The following is a 15,087-nucleotide window of genomic DNA, read 5'->3' as shown; positions in this document are numbered from 1 at the left end:
CTCGGCAGAAGGGGTGAGCAAACAAAAGGGTGTCAAACCCTCTCAACCACACAAGCGAAGGGGAAGTAAAATGAGGAAAGTGATACTTGCAGTTTCGGTCGGGCTCCTTGCCGTGACCGCTCTCGTGCTCGGCAGGCCGACAGTCGCGCTTGCCGATGACGCAATCACAGCTTCGGTCAAGGCCGATCCGGCCCTGCACGCGATGCTGCCCAAGAGCATCCAGGATTCCGGAATTATCAAGCTGGCGACCGATGCGCATTATCCTCCGTGCGAGAGCTTCGCGGAAGACAATGTCACGATGATCGGCTGGGAGCCGGACCTTTGGGATGCCTTGGCGAAGAAGCTCGGGGTCAAGGTCAAAGCGGAATCAATCAACTTCGATGGCTTGATTCCCGGCGTCCAGAGCGGTCGCTACGACACCGCGATGGAGTGCATCTCCGACACGGTCGAGCGCGAGAAACAGGTGACGTTCGTCGATCTTTCGATTTCCATCAACGGCATCTTCACGCTTGAGAACAGTGCGATCACCGACAATCCGCTGAGCCTGTGCGGCCTGAAAAGCGGCGCGCAGAAGGGCACGACATTTGTCCAGAGCATCAAGGAATTGCTTTCGCCTCTCTGCGTGAAGAACGGCAAGGCGCCGATCGCAACGAACGAGTTCGCTTCGGCGGATGCCACTATCTTGGCGCTGCTTTCAGGCCGCGTCGACTTCCTGGTCAACGATGCTTCCGCCGCCGCGTTTATCAAGAAACAGTCGTCTCAGCCGGTGAAGCTGATTGTGCTTGACGTGCTGCCGAAGCAAATCGACGGCTTCATCGTCAAGAAAGACAACACGGAACTGGCCAATGCGCTATTGGCCGGAACGAAAGCGCTGATGGATGAAGGCGTCTATGACCGCATCATGGACAAGTGGGATATCGCGGCTCTGAAGCTGAAAACGCCCGGCATCAATCTGGTCTCCAAGGGCGCGACCGCCAACTGAGACCCGAACGGCCAAGGCACAAGCTTCCATCGTTGCCTTGGCACCGCAGCTTTCCGGCTCCGATCGCCCAATCGGGAATCGGAGCCGGAAAAAACCCGCCGGGACAACCATCTGGACTTCGATGAAGACAGCGCCGAATCTTCTTGCAAGACTACGGCGCATGGGAGGAAATGTTGGAAGCCATGCAACCACGAAAGTTCGACCGGCTCGTGCCTGAGACGCCGCTCGACCAGACGGAGCAGAAGCGGCTGCAACGCAATCTTGCGTCTGATCACAAGCTGATGGTTGTTCCTGTCCGCAAGCCGGGCAGATGGATCGCCGCAGCGGCCATGGCGGCGGCGGCGATATGGCTGGCTCATGGAATCGTCACCAATACCAACTTTGGGTGGGACGTGGTCTTCGCGAACGTGTTTGAGCCGATCGTCCTGCAAGGGCTTGGACTGACACTATGGCTGACCGTTGCCGCGATGTGCATCGGAACCGTTTTGAGCGTCATCCTCGCGATCATGCGGATTTCGGAGAACCCTTTTCTCAATGTCCCGGCCGGGCTCTACCTTTGGTTCTTCCGCGGAACGCCGGTCCTTGTGCAGCTCATTTTCTGGTACAATCTCGCCTTCCTGATACCGGAAATCGTTATTGGAATTCCCTTCGGCCCGACCTTCTTCAGAGGTTCGGCCAACGATCTGATCACACCCTATTCTGCCGCCCTGCTCGGCCTCGGCCTCAACGAAGGCGCATACATGGCGGAGATCGTCCGCGCTGGCATCATGTCGGTAGATCAAGGTCAGCAGGAGGCTGCTCGGGCGCTGGGAATGAGGCCGGGACAGATTCTGAGGCGGATCGTTCTCCCGCAGGCAGTACGAGTCATCGTGCCGCCGACGGGCAATGAGACGATCGGGATGCTGAAGATGACGTCGCTGGTGAGCGTCATTGCGCTATCCGATCTTCTCTATTCGGTCCAGACGATCTCATCGCGCACCTTCCAGACCATCCCGCTGCTGCTCGTCGCCTGCGTTTGGTACCTCGCCATAACCTCTGTGATGACCGTGATACAGGGACGGATAGAGAAACGATTTGCTCGGGGAGACCGCACGGCAACGGTATCATGGTCGAGACGGATGTTCGGTGGCTCAGGCATAAGGAATTCGAAATGACAATGCCCATGGTTTCCGCCGTTCAGGTGGGCAAGAGCTTTGGCGCCCTTTCAGTCCTCAAGGGAATTGATTTCGATGTCGAACTCGGAGAGGTCGTATGCCTGATCGGCCCCTCCGGTTCAGGCAAGTCGACCTTGCTCAGATGTATCAATCATTTGGAGAAGATCGATTCCGGGGCGCTCTATGTCGATGGCGACCTGGTGGGATACTGCCGCAGGGGAGATCGACTTTATGAACTTAAGGAAAGGGAAATCTCCGTCAGGCGATCCAATATCGGCATGGTCTTCCAGCGTTTCAATCTGTTCGCCCATATGACTGCGCTGCAGAATGTGATCGAGGCCCCCATCCTGGTTCAAAAGCGCCCACGGAAGGAGGTTGTCGGCGAGGCGATCGCACTCCTCCAACGGGTCGGGCTGGGCAGCAGGCTCGATGCCTATCCGGATCAGCTTTCCGGCGGCCAGCAGCAGCGGGTGGCAATCGCGCGCGCTTTGGCGATGAAGCCCAAGCTCATGCTTTTCGATGAGCCGACGAGTGCACTGGATCCCGAACTCGTCGGCGAGGTGCTCGACGTCATGCGCTCGCTCGCCGCCGACGGCATGACGATGATCGTTGTCACTCACGAAATGCGCTTTGCCGAAGATGTGGCGGACAAGGTCGTATTCATGGACGGCGGGATGGTCATTGAAGAAGGGCCACCAAAGCTGATTTTCGGCAGCCCCCGTCATGAGCGGACACGCGCGTTTCTTTCGCGCATCATCTGAACCTGGCATACGCCAATCCATGGACGCGGACGGCGATTTTTGGCGCCGCCTTCCCGCTTCCGTCGATGGTGACGGCCGCACGAACCTGGAAGGGGCGCATGCCAAAGGTTCGGGAACGCTACGCCGCTTCGACTAGGCCGCCGCCATGGAAGGCAAGCGCCGCCTTGGCCGGCCATGCTGGCCGGCGTGCCCTTCGGCATCCAGTAGCGCCGGGTCCTTTCACTTGAAGGCCATCGCGTGGTCATTGACTGCTCGTTTTTCAGGCACCCTTCGAAATGGCTCAGTCGTTTGCGCAGATGATGGACTTCGCGCAGATGTAGCCCCACGTCAGGTTGGGCCCCAATGTGGTGCCGGCTCCCACCGCCCACGTGCCGAACGGATTGGCCATCGCCACGCCCACGCAATAGAGACCTTCGACCACTCTCCCGTCCGCTCTGAGCACGCGACCGCCGGCGTCGGTTCGAGGTCCGCCCTTGGTTGAGACGATGGTACGGTTGAATGGAATTGCGATGAAGGGAGCCTTTTGGATCGGTGACAGGCGGCTTTTCCCGGGACCCTTCTTCGCCTGGCCCGATGCCATACCCTCACGATGAAATTGTCCATCCACGCCGGACGCACAGGACGCGTTGAAACGCTCGATCGTCCGCGCGAATTCATCGGCGGGCAGTTTGGTTGCTTCGGCAAGCGCCGAGATTGTTTGCGCCTTCTTGGTCCAACCCGGATTGCGCGCTGCAAAGTGCCGCAGGATGGGCGAGTTCTCAAGGAACGCTTGATCGCTGACAAGCCATGCCGGCAGATGAACCGGCTGACCAGTGGAAGGATCGCGTTCATCTATGACTTCCCCCAGGTTGAAGCGGTATTCGTTGACGAAACGTCGGCCATGCCGGTTGACAACAATCGCGTTGGGTTCCTGGTGAAAAAAAGAGCTGACGCCAAAGGGTCGACGTGACCCACTCAGCGGGAAGCCTCCAGTGATGTTCGCTTGATCCATGTGAGCAAGTTCTGCACCGGCCGCAACCGCGATACGAACAGCGTCCCCATCATTTCCCGGCGGACTTGCGATGAAATCGCAGTGCCCGGGAAAATGCTTTTCCCGCAATTCGTTATTCCATTCAAATCCACCGGTAGCCAGGACGACTCCCTTGCGAGCCAGGATGCTCCGTTTCGCGCCCGCCGCCTCGACCACCAGCCCCTTCACGCGTCCCTTTTCAACGATCGGGGCGACCGCGCGGGCTTCGAGCGCTATCCGGCAGCCATGGTGCAGGCAACCTTTGAGCAGCCCCGTGACGAGGGCAGTTCCCATCCCTCTGGCGCCGGTTAGCAATCGCCAGAACAATTGCGGCCACCTTCTGAAGGCGGCTTCGACCGGATGATGGAATGGGTCGAGTTCAAGCATCTCCTGGAAAGTGAATACATGCGGGAGACTTGGGGGCCTCAGAATCCGGGCATAGGGCCCGGCTAGCTTCCGTCTTAGCACCCCGGGCGACAGCATCCGCCCGACATTCACGGCTCCTGCTTTTTCGAGATGAGGATCGCCCTCCGTCGTCAGCGAGAAGCGTAGCGGGGTCTCCCTTTCGAGGAAGGCCAGCATGTTCGGGGCCTCATCGACGAAGCTGCGCCAGAGCGCGTCTTCGGTCTCCCTCCAACCGTCGGGAGCCACAGCCCGGATATAGGTCAGGGCGCGCTCCCGGTCGTCCGACAGGCCAGCGGCGGCAGCGTGGTGGTTCGCCGGAATCCAGACGGCCGCTCCGGACATCGCCGTGGTCCCGCCGACGAGACCGGTCCGTTCAAGAATGATGGTGGATAGACCCGCGGCGGAAGTGCGAAGTGCCGCTGCCAGGCCGGCCGAGCCAGATCCCGCGACCAATACGTCGCACGTTTCATCAGGCTCTGCCATCGGCCTGACCCTTAGACCGCGTCTGCCGCTAGGAGCAGCAACGCCGCCACAAGCGAGAAATTGACCAGGATCATGTAAAAGTGTCGGTCGCGTTCCGGCCCGCTATACATAAACATGTTGTGGTAAAGCGGGGTCGCCACCACAAGGAAGGCGATCAGCACAACGACCGCCGGCAATACCCAGTATCCGGCGATCAGCGCCAGGCCCGCCACTGCCTGAGTCGCAAACCCGGCAGCCATTATCGGCGCCGGCAAAAGCCAGCCATAGCTGGTTTTCACCACCGTGACCCGCTGCTTGAAATGCAGAAAGTGCCGCGCGCCGGCGATCAGGAAAAAACCGCCAATGATTACCCGGCCAATCGCCTCAAGAATCGACACTCTCTCGCTCCATGTGCATATGATATTTTTTCTTTTATGATATAATACCAGTTTTATCAAGCCAAATGCCTGAATCCCCTGATCCGGCCTCTTCTTCGCCGCTTGCCGGTATCCCATCCCATGGGCGCGGAGGCCGAGACGATTCCCTGGACGCCACCCGAGAAGCTCAAGCCCTTGCAAGGACGGGCAAAAACAGCAGAATTGGCAATATGCGCGCCGTAAAGCGGACCGAGTGGGCAGCGCAGATCAAAAATATCATTATTGACGTTTATTGATATGGAAATTGGCTGCTGAAACGTATAGCACTGTCCCAGTTCGATTAACTGCGGAGGATGAGATGAAGTTCAACCACAGCATGGTGCGAGTGCGCGATCTGGATGCTGCTTTGGACTTTTACGTGCACAAGCTCGGGCTTGTCGAAGTGAAGCGCACGGAAAATGAAAAAGGCCGCTACACCTTGGTCTTCCTCTGTGCTCCCAACGATATCGAGATTCTCGGAGGCAGCGCGCCGCAGATCGAGCTCACCTACAATTGGGATATCGAGGACTATGGATCGGCCCGGAATTTCGGGCACCTGGGCCTCGAAGTGGACGACATCTACGCAGTCTGCGAGCGGCTGGTGAAGGGCGGCGTTACGCTGAGCCGACCACCGCGAGATGGTCGCATGGCGTTTGTCCGATCGCCCGACCTCATTTCAATCGAACTGATGCAGCGAGGTACACCGTTGCCGCCGGGGGAGCCTTGGGCCTCAATGCCCAATGCCGGTGCTTGGTGAATCGATCGAGTAAAGGCAACTATGCGCAACCCGGCTGGGCCGATCTGACTTTGGATGCCCTGTCGGGCCGCGCAAGTGCCATGTCCCTTTTCTGTGATGCGCAGGAATACCGGGCCTACCCTACCCATCGGCAGCATCACTTAACTTGAGGCTGGAACTTTCATGCGCAATCGAATCTTTTCCGGGGCCTCGTCCGAAGCCATAGCCGGTTACGCCAAAGCCGCCATCGATGGTAGGATCATCTACGTTTCGGGCACTACTGGACGCGATCCAGTCACAAACGAGTTTCCCGAGGATCCAGCCCAGCAGGCACGAAATGCCCTGTCGTCGATCAACGATACCCTTCGCCAGGCGGGATCGAGCTTGGCCGATGCTGTGGTTAGCCGCGTCTTCGTTACGGACGCCGAGGCGGCATCGGCCGTCGTACCGGTTCTTGGTGAGGTCTTCGGCGACATCAGACCAACAAGCACCTTTCTCATCTGCCAGATTCCTGCTTCCGGTGCCCGGGTCGAGATTGAGATCACCGCGTCCAGATCCGACTCGGTAATCCTGGGGTGAACGGACAATCCCGGAGTTGGACCGCTCTGCTTCCGGGCTGTATGGCTCCCCCTCCTCGCGGCCGCCTTTTTAGTCTTTCCCGGCCGGCCTGCGGATTGGCAGTTGCGCACCTTGAAGCGGCTGAAGCGCCTGCCATCAAGATCGAGACCAAGATCCGGTTAAGCGCGAGTCCGCGACGAGTTGCGGCAAGACGGTCCCTACTGCGAGATAACCTATTCCGCAGTATTCATCCTGCCTTCGGCGAGGTCCAACTTTTTGCGAAGCGCATTGGTGACAAGGCCGAAATGTCAACGGGCGATCGCCGGCCCGCGGCGAGGTCCGAGAGAACCTTTCCGGCCATCGGACCCGGGCCAAAGCCATGACCGCTGAACCCTGTTCCGACAAGCATGCCCGATATGCCTTCAATTGGGCCCAGAACCGGAATGACATCCGGCATTGTGTCGATGATCCCCGCCCAAAAGGTCTCGATCTCCAGAGAGGCCAATGTCGGCAAGAGCCGAGAAAACTCACGACTCGCCAGCTCCACGCGAAAGAGTTCCGGACGCGGGTTGTCGCGGCTGGGCGGAAAGTCGGCGACCGGCAAGTGTGTCCGCAACGGAAAAAACCGCTTGATCGGCGCAAGATAATCTATGCGTGCCGCATCGGGATTGGACTTTCGTGTGGCCTCGTACCATCGCATATGCCGCCAGGAATCCAGCCGCAGGTCGTATTCACCTCCGGCGACGGATATCAAATAGGCCCCGTTCAGATCCTGCCGGATGCCGGTATGTTGACCCGAGACGCAGGCCGCTATGCGCGATTCGGGCCTCGCAACCGTTCTTGCGACCGTCGCCCGGACGAACTCCTGAGGCAGATCCAGTCCTGCCTTCCTCAACAGGGCGGCACTCCCGGCTCCCGCGGCGACGATTACCGTGCCCGCGCGGTAAAGCCGACCGCGGATCCGGACACCGGAGATTTTCCCGGCGCCGGTTTCTATGCGAGTGACCGACTCACCGAAAGCGAATGCCGCTCCGGCTCCGAGCGCCGCATCAAAAAACGCCCGGGTCGCTCGGGCAGGCTCGGCCTTCCCGTCACTGGGCGTGTACATCGCTCCGACCACGCCGCAATCAGTTGCCAGTTGAGGTACCAGCGCGTGGGTTTCCGTTGCCGACAGCATCCGCGTGTCGAGCCCAAACTCTTCGGCCGCCCGCTTTTGCCAGGCACGCCGGGAAACAAGATCAGCCTCGCTGAACGCCAGAGACAGGTTCCCGCCTTGCTGCCATCCCACCCGGCGCCCCAGTTCCGCTTCGATTTCTTTCCACATCGACAGGGCGCCGATCATCAGTGGAAGCTCTCGAAAGTCGCGATTCTGCTGACGGACAAAGCCGAGGTTGCGGCCAGATTGCGCTGATCCCGGTGCGTCTCGCTCCACTAGCAGGACACGCATTCCATTCTTGGCGGCATAATATGCCGCGGAGCATCCGACAACGCCCCCGCCGATAATGATCACGTCCCAGTCGCGTTTGGATATCGCTTCCATCATGCCGCCGCGTTGCCGTGTTCCGCAGAGAAAGTCTTATCGCTCCACGCGGGATCATCGAGAACCTTGGCAGGCTTGCCGCGCGAAGACGTCCCGTCTATCAACAATGACTGGCCGCTCACCGCCAAGCCGTGACCATGATTTCCACGTTAAGAGCAGGATCAGCCAACCGCGACTCCACGCAGGCGCGAACGGGCTTGCCGACATCGGCGACCCATTCTTCCCAAACGGTATTGAATTCGTTGAACGTAGCGCTGTCCGTCAACCAAATCTGCGCGCTGACGAGATTCGCTTTGCTGCTGTCTGCTTCAGCGAGATGATGGTCGATCCTCTGGAGGATCTCTTTTGTCTGCGCGGCCACGGTAGCGCCGCGCGTCTCCACCGCGGTAAGGCCAGCCAGAAAAACGAAGCCACCCGCCTCCACGGCAAGACTCATGCGATTGTTCTCGCTATGTCGAACGATCCCGCTGCTCATTCCAATACTTCCCGCACCAAGAGATTTATATATTACATTAGAAACTATATGATAGGATAAGTGACGCATAGCCTTTGTCAAGCGGTTAGGATTCGCGGCTTAACAGACCGTCGTTTCCCAACTGGTCTCAGATTTCGCAATTTCCCGCGAATTGCCGCCGATTCCAGACTCGCTATGATCAAAGCGAACCAAATGACGCTGGACAATCCAGCCGAAATCGTCGTATCAATTGACGTAACATATGATATTACAACGGGGCTGGAATGGCGAACGAACTTCAAAACTCGCAACCCCTCTACGGGCAGATCAAGTCGGCCATTGAAAAGCGCATACGCGGCGACGAATGGCCTGCCGATTTCCGCGTGCCTTCCGAGGAACTGCTCGCCGAGGAATTCGGCGCCTCTTCCCTGACAGTGCGCCGGGCCCTGCGGGAACTTCAGTCAGAAGGCATGCTGGTTCGAATCCAGGGTCGCGGCACTTTCGTCGTCGGCCCCCGGATGCAGTGCGCCATATTCGATCTGCCCGACGTCTCGGAGGAAATCGCCCTCAGTGGCGGCGTGCATACCAGCGAAGTGCTCTTTCTGGGCTTTGTGCCCCCCGAAAGTCCGTTCGCCGGCATGCTGCCCCTGCCCTATGAAGGGCCGGTCTGCCACTCACGCCTGCTTCACAAGGAGGATGGAACGCCCATCCAGATCGAGGATCGCTTCGTCAACCCGGCGGAGGCCCCCGGCTATCTGAAGCAGGACTTCACCCGCATTACGCCTCACGCCTACCTCCTGCGGGAAACCGAAGTCACCTATGTCGACAATACGATCCGGGCCATCCGGGCCGACGAAGAAAGCAGGCGGGCCCTTGAGATCGACGGCAACCAGCCTTGCCTTCTGCTCGATCGCCGCACATGGCGCGAAGGCGTGCCCGTCACCCGCAGCCGCTTCCTCTATCCGGGCGACCGTTACCGGTTGCGCAGTTCACATGAAGCCACACCGAGCCGCGGCGGCACTATGCAACAGCGAAGTGCCCCGGCATCCAGGAGAATCCGATGAGAGACTACGTTGCCCGCTTGCGTGAACGCGGCGACCTGCTTGTTGTGGACAAGGAGATCGATCCGTTCCACGAACTGGCGGCTGTCACCCATGTGGCCCAGAAGCGCTGGGGCAAGCCGATCCTTTTCAACAACGTCAAGGGCACACGCTTTCCGGTCGTTACCAACGTCTATGGCTCGCGGGAGCGCCTGGCGGAGGTGATCGGCATCGATTCCACCGATTTCTGTCGTCAGTGGAGCAATCTTGCCAATCTCGGCTCGACAAGCGTTGGCGAACCCTTCGTCAGCGTCGAGGACCCGGAACTGACCGAATGCAAGCTGTCTGAACTGCCACTCATCACCTACTCCGATCGCGATGCCGCGCCCTATTTCACCTCGGCCATGTTCATTGCCAAGGATCCCGAAACGGGGGTCGGCAATCTGTCCTATCACCGTTCGATGTATGTGAGCGACAGCGAGTTGCGCTGCCGCCTGGCGCCGCGCCATCACCTCACCATCTATCATGAAAAGGCCGAGAAGATGGGCAAGCCGCTGGAGGCGGCGATGCTGATCGGCGCACCGGCGACATCCTTCCTCACCGCCGCGGCTCCGCTGCCCTATGACGTGGACGAGCTTGAGGTCGCGGCGCGGCTGAAGGGCAGCCCCATCGCCATGCGCAAGTGCAAGTATATCGACCTCGAGGTTCCAGCCGACACCGAGATCGTCATCGAGGGCCGCTTCCTGCCAAACGAACGCCGGCCTGAGGGCCCGTTCGGCGAATTCATGGGTTACTACGTCCCTGAAGGCCCAAATGCGGTGTTCGAGGTTTTGGGGGTCACCGTGCGGCGCGACGCCATGTTCCACAGCATACTGTGCGGTTCGGCCGAGGAGGTGCTGACGCTGGAACTGTCGGTGTCCGCCAACATCTTCCAGCGGTTGAGCGCGGCGCTACCCGGCATTCTCGACGTCACCTGCCAGCCCTTTGTCAATCATGCCGTGATCAAGGTCGACCAGCAGTTCGAGGGGCACGCCCGCCAGGTGATGCTCGCCACCATCGGCGCCGAGCCGATCTGGGCCAAGGTGGTCACCGTCGTCGATGAGGATGTGGACATCTACAGCATGGACGACGTGATGTGGGCGACCCTGACCCGTTGCCGTCCCGACAAGGACATGATCATCATTCCCGATACGCCTTCCTTCTATCGCGACGAAGCCAAGGATCATTGGGGGCGCCTGCTCGTCGACGCCACCAAGCCGTTCCACCGCAAGGCCGAATTCGAACGCAAGAAGATCCGCCTTGCCGACAAGGTCGACCTTGCGGACTGGTTCGAAAACGCGTGAGCGGATCGGCTTCACTCTGGCAGGGCGGCGGGGGCGGGCCACAGCCTCCGCGCATCATCGTCGGCATCAGCGGCGCCTCCGGCGCCGTCTATGGCGTCAGGGCGCTCGACCAGCTCAGGGCCGCTGGCATCGAGACCCATCTGATAGTGACGCGGTCGGCGCATCTGACGCTTTCCCAGGAACTCGGCATGCGTCCTGCGGAGATCGCCGAACGGGCCAGCGTCTTCCACAATGTTCAAAACATCGGCGCCTCGATTTCCAGCGGATCCTTCCGGACGCTCGGCATGCTGATCGCACCTTGCTCCGTCAGGACGATGTCCGAGATCGCCTCCGGCGTCACCTCTAGCCTCATGAGCCGCGCCGCGGACGTCGTGTTGAAGGAACACCGCAAGCTCGTTCTGATGCTTCGCGAGACTCCGCTGCATCTCGGGCACCTTCGGACAATGACCGCGCTCGCCGAAATGGGGGCGATCCTCATGCCGCCTGTGCCTGCTTTCTACGCCAAGCCGCGCTCGCTCGAAGAGATGGTGGACCACAGCGTCGGCCGCGCGCTCGACCTCTTCGGCATCGACAGCGGCAAGGTGGCGCGGTGGGAGGGAATGAGCGTCGACCGCGAAGCCTGTCCGAAGCCCGCCGACGACGCCTCCTGACCCAGCAGAGTCCTTACCAATGCAACCTGTTATTAACGTCCTGCAAACCGCTGATCGCCCGCACAGCCACCGTCCAGTCCACGGCGCGCATGTTGGCATTATCGTGCTCGACACGGGGTTCGAGCGCCTTCCCGGCGATGTCGCTAATGCCCTGACTTGGCGTTTTCCGGTACAGTATCATGTTGTCACCGGAGTACGCCCACAGGATGTGATCGAAGGCGCTCCCGAAAAGGTCTTGCCGGCTTTTTACGATGCGATAGACCGGTTGACCCAACTGTGCGTGGACGGCATCGCCACCAGTTGCGGGTTCCTGGCGGTGGTGCATCCGCAATTGCGCGCCTACAGCCGGGTGCCGGTAGCCTCATCCAGTCTGATGCAAATCCCGCTCGTGCTGCAGACGTTGCCGGCGGACAAGACTGTCGGCGTCATCGTTTCGGACCGCAAGGCCATTACAGACAAGCATTTCACAAATATCGGGGCTCCTGTCGGCCTTCCGCTCGGCGAACTCGCCTTTGACGGGCCGATCCGCGCCAATATGCGCAACAACGCCTCCCGGGTCTCCTACGCGGCACAGGAACGCGACGCTCTGGAGACCGTGGAGCGCATGCTCGCCGAAACGCCGTCGATAGGCGCCCTGGTCAGCGAATGCGCCAATCTTCCTCCCTATTCGCAGGCAATCGAGAAGGCCTTTGGCGTACCTGTCTACGATGTCGTGTCGCTGGTCGAGTGGCTTCACGCAGGCTTGAGGCCTCGCGGTTTCCACCCGGAAACCTCGTGAAGTGCAGTAGCGATGGAGGTGTTCGACCTGATCGTCGTGGGGGGCGGCCTCGTCGGGGCGGCCCTTGCATGGGGCGCGCAGACTGCCGGAGCCAACGTCGTCCTGCTCGACGAAGGCGACCAGGCCCATCGCGCCGCTCGTGGCAACTTCGGCCTTGTCTGGCTCCAGGGAAAGGGCGTCGGCACCCCACACTATATGCAATGGTCACTGCACGCAGGCCGAATGTGGCCGGGATTTGCCGCAAAGTTGAGCAACGCCGTTTCCTTCGACATCGGGTGGCGGCAACCTGGAGGGCTGCAATTCTGCTTTAGCGAGGCGGAACTAGACAAGCGCCGCGATGTCATCGCCCGCACACGGGCCGATGGCGGCGACATCGACATATCCATCCTCGACCGCGCCGACTTGCGGGCTATGCTGCCCGGTATCGGTGATGACGTGGTTGGCGCTTCGTTTTCCTCGCTCGATGGCCACGTCAATCCTCTGTATCTGCTACGCGCGCTGCAGGGAGGGCTGCAGGACGCCGGCGGCAGCTACCGCCCCGGGTTCCGGGTCGAGAACATCGCCACGGAAAAGGACGGGTTCAAGGCAGTCAGCCGCACTGGCTGCGTTACCGGCAGGCGGATCGCCCTGGCCGCTGGTCTGGGCGCGGCCAACCTCGCCGGGCATGTGGGGCTTTCAATGCCGGTGAAGCCCGAGCGGGGACAGATTGTCGTCACCGAACGGATTAAGCCATTCCTGCCCTATGCCACCAACTGCATCCGGCAATCGGTTGAGGGCACGGTCCTGCTTGGCAGCAGCCATGAAGGTCGAGGTTTCGACGACGGAACAGACGTGATTACCGCGGCCGCGCTTTGCAGGACGGCAGCCCGCGTTTTTCCCGCGCTGGCTGAGGCCACGGTGGTGCGCAGTTGGGGTTCGTTGCGCGTCATGACGCCTGACGGCCTCCCCATTTACGAGGAATCCGCTCGTTTTCCGGGCGCCTTTGCGGTCACCTGCCACAGCGGCGTCACCCTCGCCAGCGTGCATGCGCTGGAAATCGGTCCGGCGCTGGCGAAAGGCCGGCTACCGCAACATCTTTCGAGCTTCACAGGCGGCAGGTTCGATGTTCACCAGAGTTGAGTGTAGTTCCGCACTGCCTCCGGGCGCCAACGTCCTCGACTTTGAGGGCTCCCAGGTTCCCTTCCAGTCTGGCGACAGTGTCGCTGCGGCGCTGCTGGCGGCCGGAGTTTCACCATTGAGAGGAAGCCCTGTCGACGAAAGCCCGCGCGCACCCTATTGCATGATGGGCGTGTGCTTTGAGTGCCTGGTCGAAATCGACGGCAAGCAGAATCAGCAATCCTGCCTGACAAGGGCCCGCCCCGGGATGATCATCAGGCGCCAGCACGGTGCGAGGACGCTCGGATGAACGGCCTTTGGGACGCTATCGTGATCGGAGCCGGACCTGCCGGAATGACGGCTGCCGCAACACTGTCCGAAGGCGGTGCCCGCACACTCGTCATCGACGAACAACCCGCGCCCGGCGGACAGATCTACCGCGCCGTCGAACGCAACACGGACAGTGCGAGACTTTCCGCAGTGCTCGGCTCCGACTATGCGGACGGCGCTGCGCTGACGGCCAGGATGCGCGCCAGCGCCGCGGAGTTGCGTTTCAACACGAGCGCCTGGCGCATCGATGCCGACGGCACGGTCTGGACGAAGGCCGACGGCAAGGTCGAGCAGTTGCAGGCAAAGGCCCTCGTCATTGCCTCGGGCGCGATGGAGCGGCCGGTTCCGGTGCCTGGCTGGACGCTGCCCGGCGTCCTGACGGTCGGCGCCTTGCAGATCATGCTCAAGGATGCGGGGCTTCGCCCTTCCGGGCGCCTCGTGCTGGCCGGCTGCGGTCCTCTCGTCTACCTGTTCGCGGCCCAGTGCCTTGAAGCCGGCGTTTCCGACCTCGTGCTTCTCGACACCGCCAAGCGGACCAATCTCATACCCGCACTGCGGCATTTGCCGAAAGCCGTTTGCGGCCACGGTTTGGGTTACCTTTGGAAAGGCCTGGGATTGATGGCCGCGTTGCACCGACGCGGCGTGAAAATCTATCGCGGCGTTTCCAAGCTGCGCATCGAGGGCGCCGAGCGCGCTGTCGCCGCCAGCTTCCGGACCCGAACGGGCACCATACGCATCGACCTCGATCTGGTTGCCCTGCACGAGGGCGTGATACCGAGCCAGCAGATAGCCCGATCCATCGGCTGTGCCCATCGATGGGATGAAGAGCAACAGTGCTTCCTCCCGATCCTCGACCCGATGCGGGAAACCTCCATTTCGGGCGTCTTCATCGCCGGCGACGGCGGCGGCATCGTGGGCGCGATGGCAAGCGCCCATACCGGCGCGTTGTGCGCGCTTGCGATCCTCAAGGGTCTCGATAAGATTTCCGATACCGAATTGGAAAGCCGAAAGGCCGTCGCGCAGCAGGCCCTTGACGCCCACCTGACGATCAGGCCTTTCCTCGACCGGCTCTATCGTCCGCGCAATGAAGTGCTCGTTCCGGCGGACGACGTGGTCGTATGTCGTTGCGAGGCTATTCGTGCCGGAGCCATTCGCGACATCGTCCGGCGGGGCTGTCTCGGCCCGAACCAGGCCAAGGCGTTCCTGCGTTGCGGCATGGGTCCTTGCCAGGGCCGTATGTGTGGTCCGACGGTCAGCGCCATCGTCGCGCACGAAACCGGCCAGACTCCCGACGCAACGGGATATTACCGTATCCGCCCCCCCCTGAAACCAGTCTCGATCGGCGAACTGGCCACCCAATACGAGGAGGATTGA

Annotated in this window: 16 protein-coding genes; 12 read left to right on the top strand and 4 right to left on the bottom strand. The window is 60.8% G+C overall.

From position 1 onward, the window contains the following. The first annotated feature begins 70 nt into the window (after window positions 1-70). The 3 genes from FJ426_RS28335 to FJ426_RS28325 all read left to right on the top strand — a co-directional run bounded on the left by FJ426_RS28335 (window position 71) and on the right by FJ426_RS28325 (window position 2,897). Entirely contained in the window at window positions 71-982 is a 912-nt protein-coding gene (locus FJ426_RS28335; RefSeq protein ID WP_140825663.1) for an ABC transporter substrate-binding protein, read from the top strand. Between the two features lie 182 nt (window positions 983-1,164). Continuing rightward, complete coding sequence (locus tag FJ426_RS28330; protein WP_140560718.1) at window positions 1,165-2,136, top strand: amino acid ABC transporter permease; 972 nt, start codon at window positions 1,165-1,167, stop codon at window positions 2,134-2,136. Continuing rightward, on the top strand, window positions 2,133-2,897 hold the full coding sequence (locus tag FJ426_RS28325; RefSeq protein ID WP_140560690.1) for an amino acid ABC transporter ATP-binding protein: 765 nt from the start codon (window positions 2,133-2,135) through the stop codon (window positions 2,895-2,897). The genes FJ426_RS28330 and FJ426_RS28325 overlap by 4 nt, the downstream gene beginning before the upstream one ends. Before the next feature lie 280 nt (window positions 2,898-3,177). Here the strand turns inward: FJ426_RS28325 and FJ426_RS28320 are convergent, their stop codons facing one another. Together FJ426_RS28320 and FJ426_RS28315 are read right to left on the bottom strand one after the other, a co-directional pair. Continuing rightward, window positions 3,178-4,794, bottom strand: coding sequence for an FAD-dependent oxidoreductase (locus FJ426_RS28320; protein WP_140560689.1), 1,617 nt, complete (start codon window positions 4,792-4,794; stop codon window positions 3,178-3,180). Between the two features lie 11 nt (window positions 4,795-4,805). Further along, window positions 4,806-5,171 (bottom strand): DoxX family membrane protein, encoded by a 366-nt coding sequence (locus FJ426_RS28315; RefSeq protein ID WP_181167694.1) that lies wholly within the window; start codon window positions 5,169-5,171, stop codon window positions 4,806-4,808. A gap of 337 nt (window positions 5,172-5,508) precedes the next feature. Between FJ426_RS28315 and FJ426_RS28310 the strand changes: the two genes are divergently transcribed. After that, window positions 5,509-5,946 (top strand): VOC family protein, encoded by a 438-nt coding sequence (locus FJ426_RS28310; protein ID WP_140560687.1) that lies wholly within the window; start codon window positions 5,509-5,511, stop codon window positions 5,944-5,946. 162 nt (window positions 5,947-6,108) lie between these two features. Continuing rightward, complete coding sequence (locus tag FJ426_RS28305) at window positions 6,109-6,504, top strand: Rid family hydrolase (RefSeq protein ID WP_140560686.1); 396 nt, start codon at window positions 6,109-6,111, stop codon at window positions 6,502-6,504. A gap of 226 nt (window positions 6,505-6,730) precedes the next feature. Here the strand turns inward: FJ426_RS28305 and FJ426_RS28300 are convergent, their stop codons facing one another. Both FJ426_RS28300 and FJ426_RS28295 read right to left on the bottom strand, forming a co-directional pair. Next, a complete protein-coding gene (locus FJ426_RS28300) occupies window positions 6,731-8,026 on the bottom strand; it encodes an FAD-binding oxidoreductase (RefSeq protein ID WP_140825662.1) in 1,296 nt (431 codons plus the stop codon). A 115-nt stretch (window positions 8,027-8,141) separates the two neighbouring features. Next, window positions 8,142-8,498 (bottom strand): RidA family protein, encoded by a 357-nt coding sequence (locus FJ426_RS28295; protein WP_246675624.1) that lies wholly within the window; start codon window positions 8,496-8,498, stop codon window positions 8,142-8,144. Between the two features lie 263 nt (window positions 8,499-8,761). Between FJ426_RS28295 and FJ426_RS28290 the strand changes: the two genes are divergently transcribed. The 7 genes from FJ426_RS28290 to FJ426_RS28260 are packed head-to-tail and all read left to right on the top strand — an operon-like array spanning window position 8,762 to window position 15,087. Beyond that, window positions 8,762-9,541 carry a UTRA domain-containing protein gene (locus FJ426_RS28290; protein ID WP_140560684.1) on the top strand — a complete coding sequence of 260 codons (780 nt, stop codon included), beginning with the start codon at window positions 8,762-8,764 and terminating at the stop codon, window positions 9,539-9,541. Beyond that, complete coding sequence (locus FJ426_RS28285) at window positions 9,538-10,860, top strand: UbiD family decarboxylase (RefSeq protein ID WP_140560683.1); 1,323 nt, start codon at window positions 9,538-9,540, stop codon at window positions 10,858-10,860. The genes FJ426_RS28290 and FJ426_RS28285 overlap by 4 nt, the downstream gene beginning before the upstream one ends. Next, window positions 10,857-11,510 (top strand): UbiX family flavin prenyltransferase, encoded by a 654-nt coding sequence (locus FJ426_RS28280; RefSeq protein ID WP_140560682.1) that lies wholly within the window; start codon window positions 10,857-10,859, stop codon window positions 11,508-11,510. The genes FJ426_RS28285 and FJ426_RS28280 overlap by 4 nt, the downstream gene beginning before the upstream one ends. 19 nt (window positions 11,511-11,529) lie before the next feature. Next, window positions 11,530-12,288, top strand: a complete 759-nt coding sequence (locus tag FJ426_RS28275) for an aspartate/glutamate racemase family protein (protein ID WP_140560681.1) — start codon at window positions 11,530-11,532, stop codon at window positions 12,286-12,288. 12 nt (window positions 12,289-12,300) lie between these two features. Beyond that, window positions 12,301-13,407, top strand: a complete 1,107-nt coding sequence (locus tag FJ426_RS28270; RefSeq protein ID WP_140560680.1) for an FAD-dependent oxidoreductase — start codon at window positions 12,301-12,303, stop codon at window positions 13,405-13,407. Next, the gene (locus tag FJ426_RS28265) at window positions 13,313-13,693 is read left to right on the top strand and encodes a (2Fe-2S)-binding protein (protein ID WP_318012637.1); all 381 of its coding nucleotides are present in this window, start codon (window positions 13,313-13,315) and stop codon (window positions 13,691-13,693) included. The genes FJ426_RS28270 and FJ426_RS28265 overlap by 95 nt, the downstream gene beginning before the upstream one ends. Further along, window positions 13,690-15,087 (top strand): NAD(P)/FAD-dependent oxidoreductase, encoded by a 1,398-nt coding sequence (locus FJ426_RS28260; protein WP_140560678.1) that lies wholly within the window; start codon window positions 13,690-13,692, stop codon window positions 15,085-15,087. The genes FJ426_RS28265 and FJ426_RS28260 overlap by 4 nt, the downstream gene beginning before the upstream one ends.

Origin of the sequence: Mesorhizobium sp. B2-6-4, assembly GCF_006441495.1 — a bacterium.
In the GTDB taxonomy this organism is placed as follows: Bacteria; Pseudomonadota; Alphaproteobacteria; order Rhizobiales; family Rhizobiaceae; genus Mesorhizobium.
This window is presented reverse-complemented; position numbering and strand designations above follow the sequence as displayed.

Bases quoted from the DNA above. Each gene is read 5' to 3' on its own strand.
- FJ426_RS28265 (WP_318012637.1), top strand. From the start codon at position 13,313: ATGCGCTGGAAATCGGTCCGGCGCTGGCGAAAGGCCGGCTACCGCAAC.
- FJ426_RS28330 (WP_140560718.1), top strand. From the start codon at position 1,165: ATGCAACCACGAAAGTTCGACCGGCTCGTGCCTGAGACGCCGCTCGAC.
- FJ426_RS28320 (WP_140560689.1), bottom strand. From the start codon at position 4,794: ATGGCAGAGCCTGATGAAACGTGCGACGTATTGGTCGCGGGATCTGGC.
- FJ426_RS28275 (WP_140560681.1), top strand. From the start codon at position 11,530: ATGCAACCTGTTATTAACGTCCTGCAAACCGCTGATCGCCCGCACAGC.
- FJ426_RS28325 (WP_140560690.1), top strand. From the start codon at position 2,133: ATGACAATGCCCATGGTTTCCGCCGTTCAGGTGGGCAAGAGCTTTGGC.
- FJ426_RS28295 (WP_246675624.1), bottom strand. From the start codon at position 8,498: ATGAGCAGCGGGATCGTTCGACATAGCGAGAACAATCGCATGAGTCTT.
- FJ426_RS28270 (WP_140560680.1), top strand. From the start codon at position 12,301: ATGGAGGTGTTCGACCTGATCGTCGTGGGGGGCGGCCTCGTCGGGGCG.
- FJ426_RS28285 (WP_140560683.1), top strand. From the start codon at position 9,538: ATGAGAGACTACGTTGCCCGCTTGCGTGAACGCGGCGACCTGCTTGTT.
- FJ426_RS28335 (WP_140825663.1), top strand. From the start codon at position 71: ATGAGGAAAGTGATACTTGCAGTTTCGGTCGGGCTCCTTGCCGTGACC.
- FJ426_RS28300 (WP_140825662.1), bottom strand. From the start codon at position 8,026: ATGATGGAAGCGATATCCAAACGCGACTGGGACGTGATCATTATCGGC.
- FJ426_RS28260 (WP_140560678.1), top strand. From the start codon at position 13,690: ATGAACGGCCTTTGGGACGCTATCGTGATCGGAGCCGGACCTGCCGGA.
- FJ426_RS28290 (WP_140560684.1), top strand. From the start codon at position 8,762: ATGGCGAACGAACTTCAAAACTCGCAACCCCTCTACGGGCAGATCAAG.
- FJ426_RS28310 (WP_140560687.1), top strand. From the start codon at position 5,509: ATGAAGTTCAACCACAGCATGGTGCGAGTGCGCGATCTGGATGCTGCT.
- FJ426_RS28305 (WP_140560686.1), top strand. From the start codon at position 6,109: ATGCGCAATCGAATCTTTTCCGGGGCCTCGTCCGAAGCCATAGCCGGT.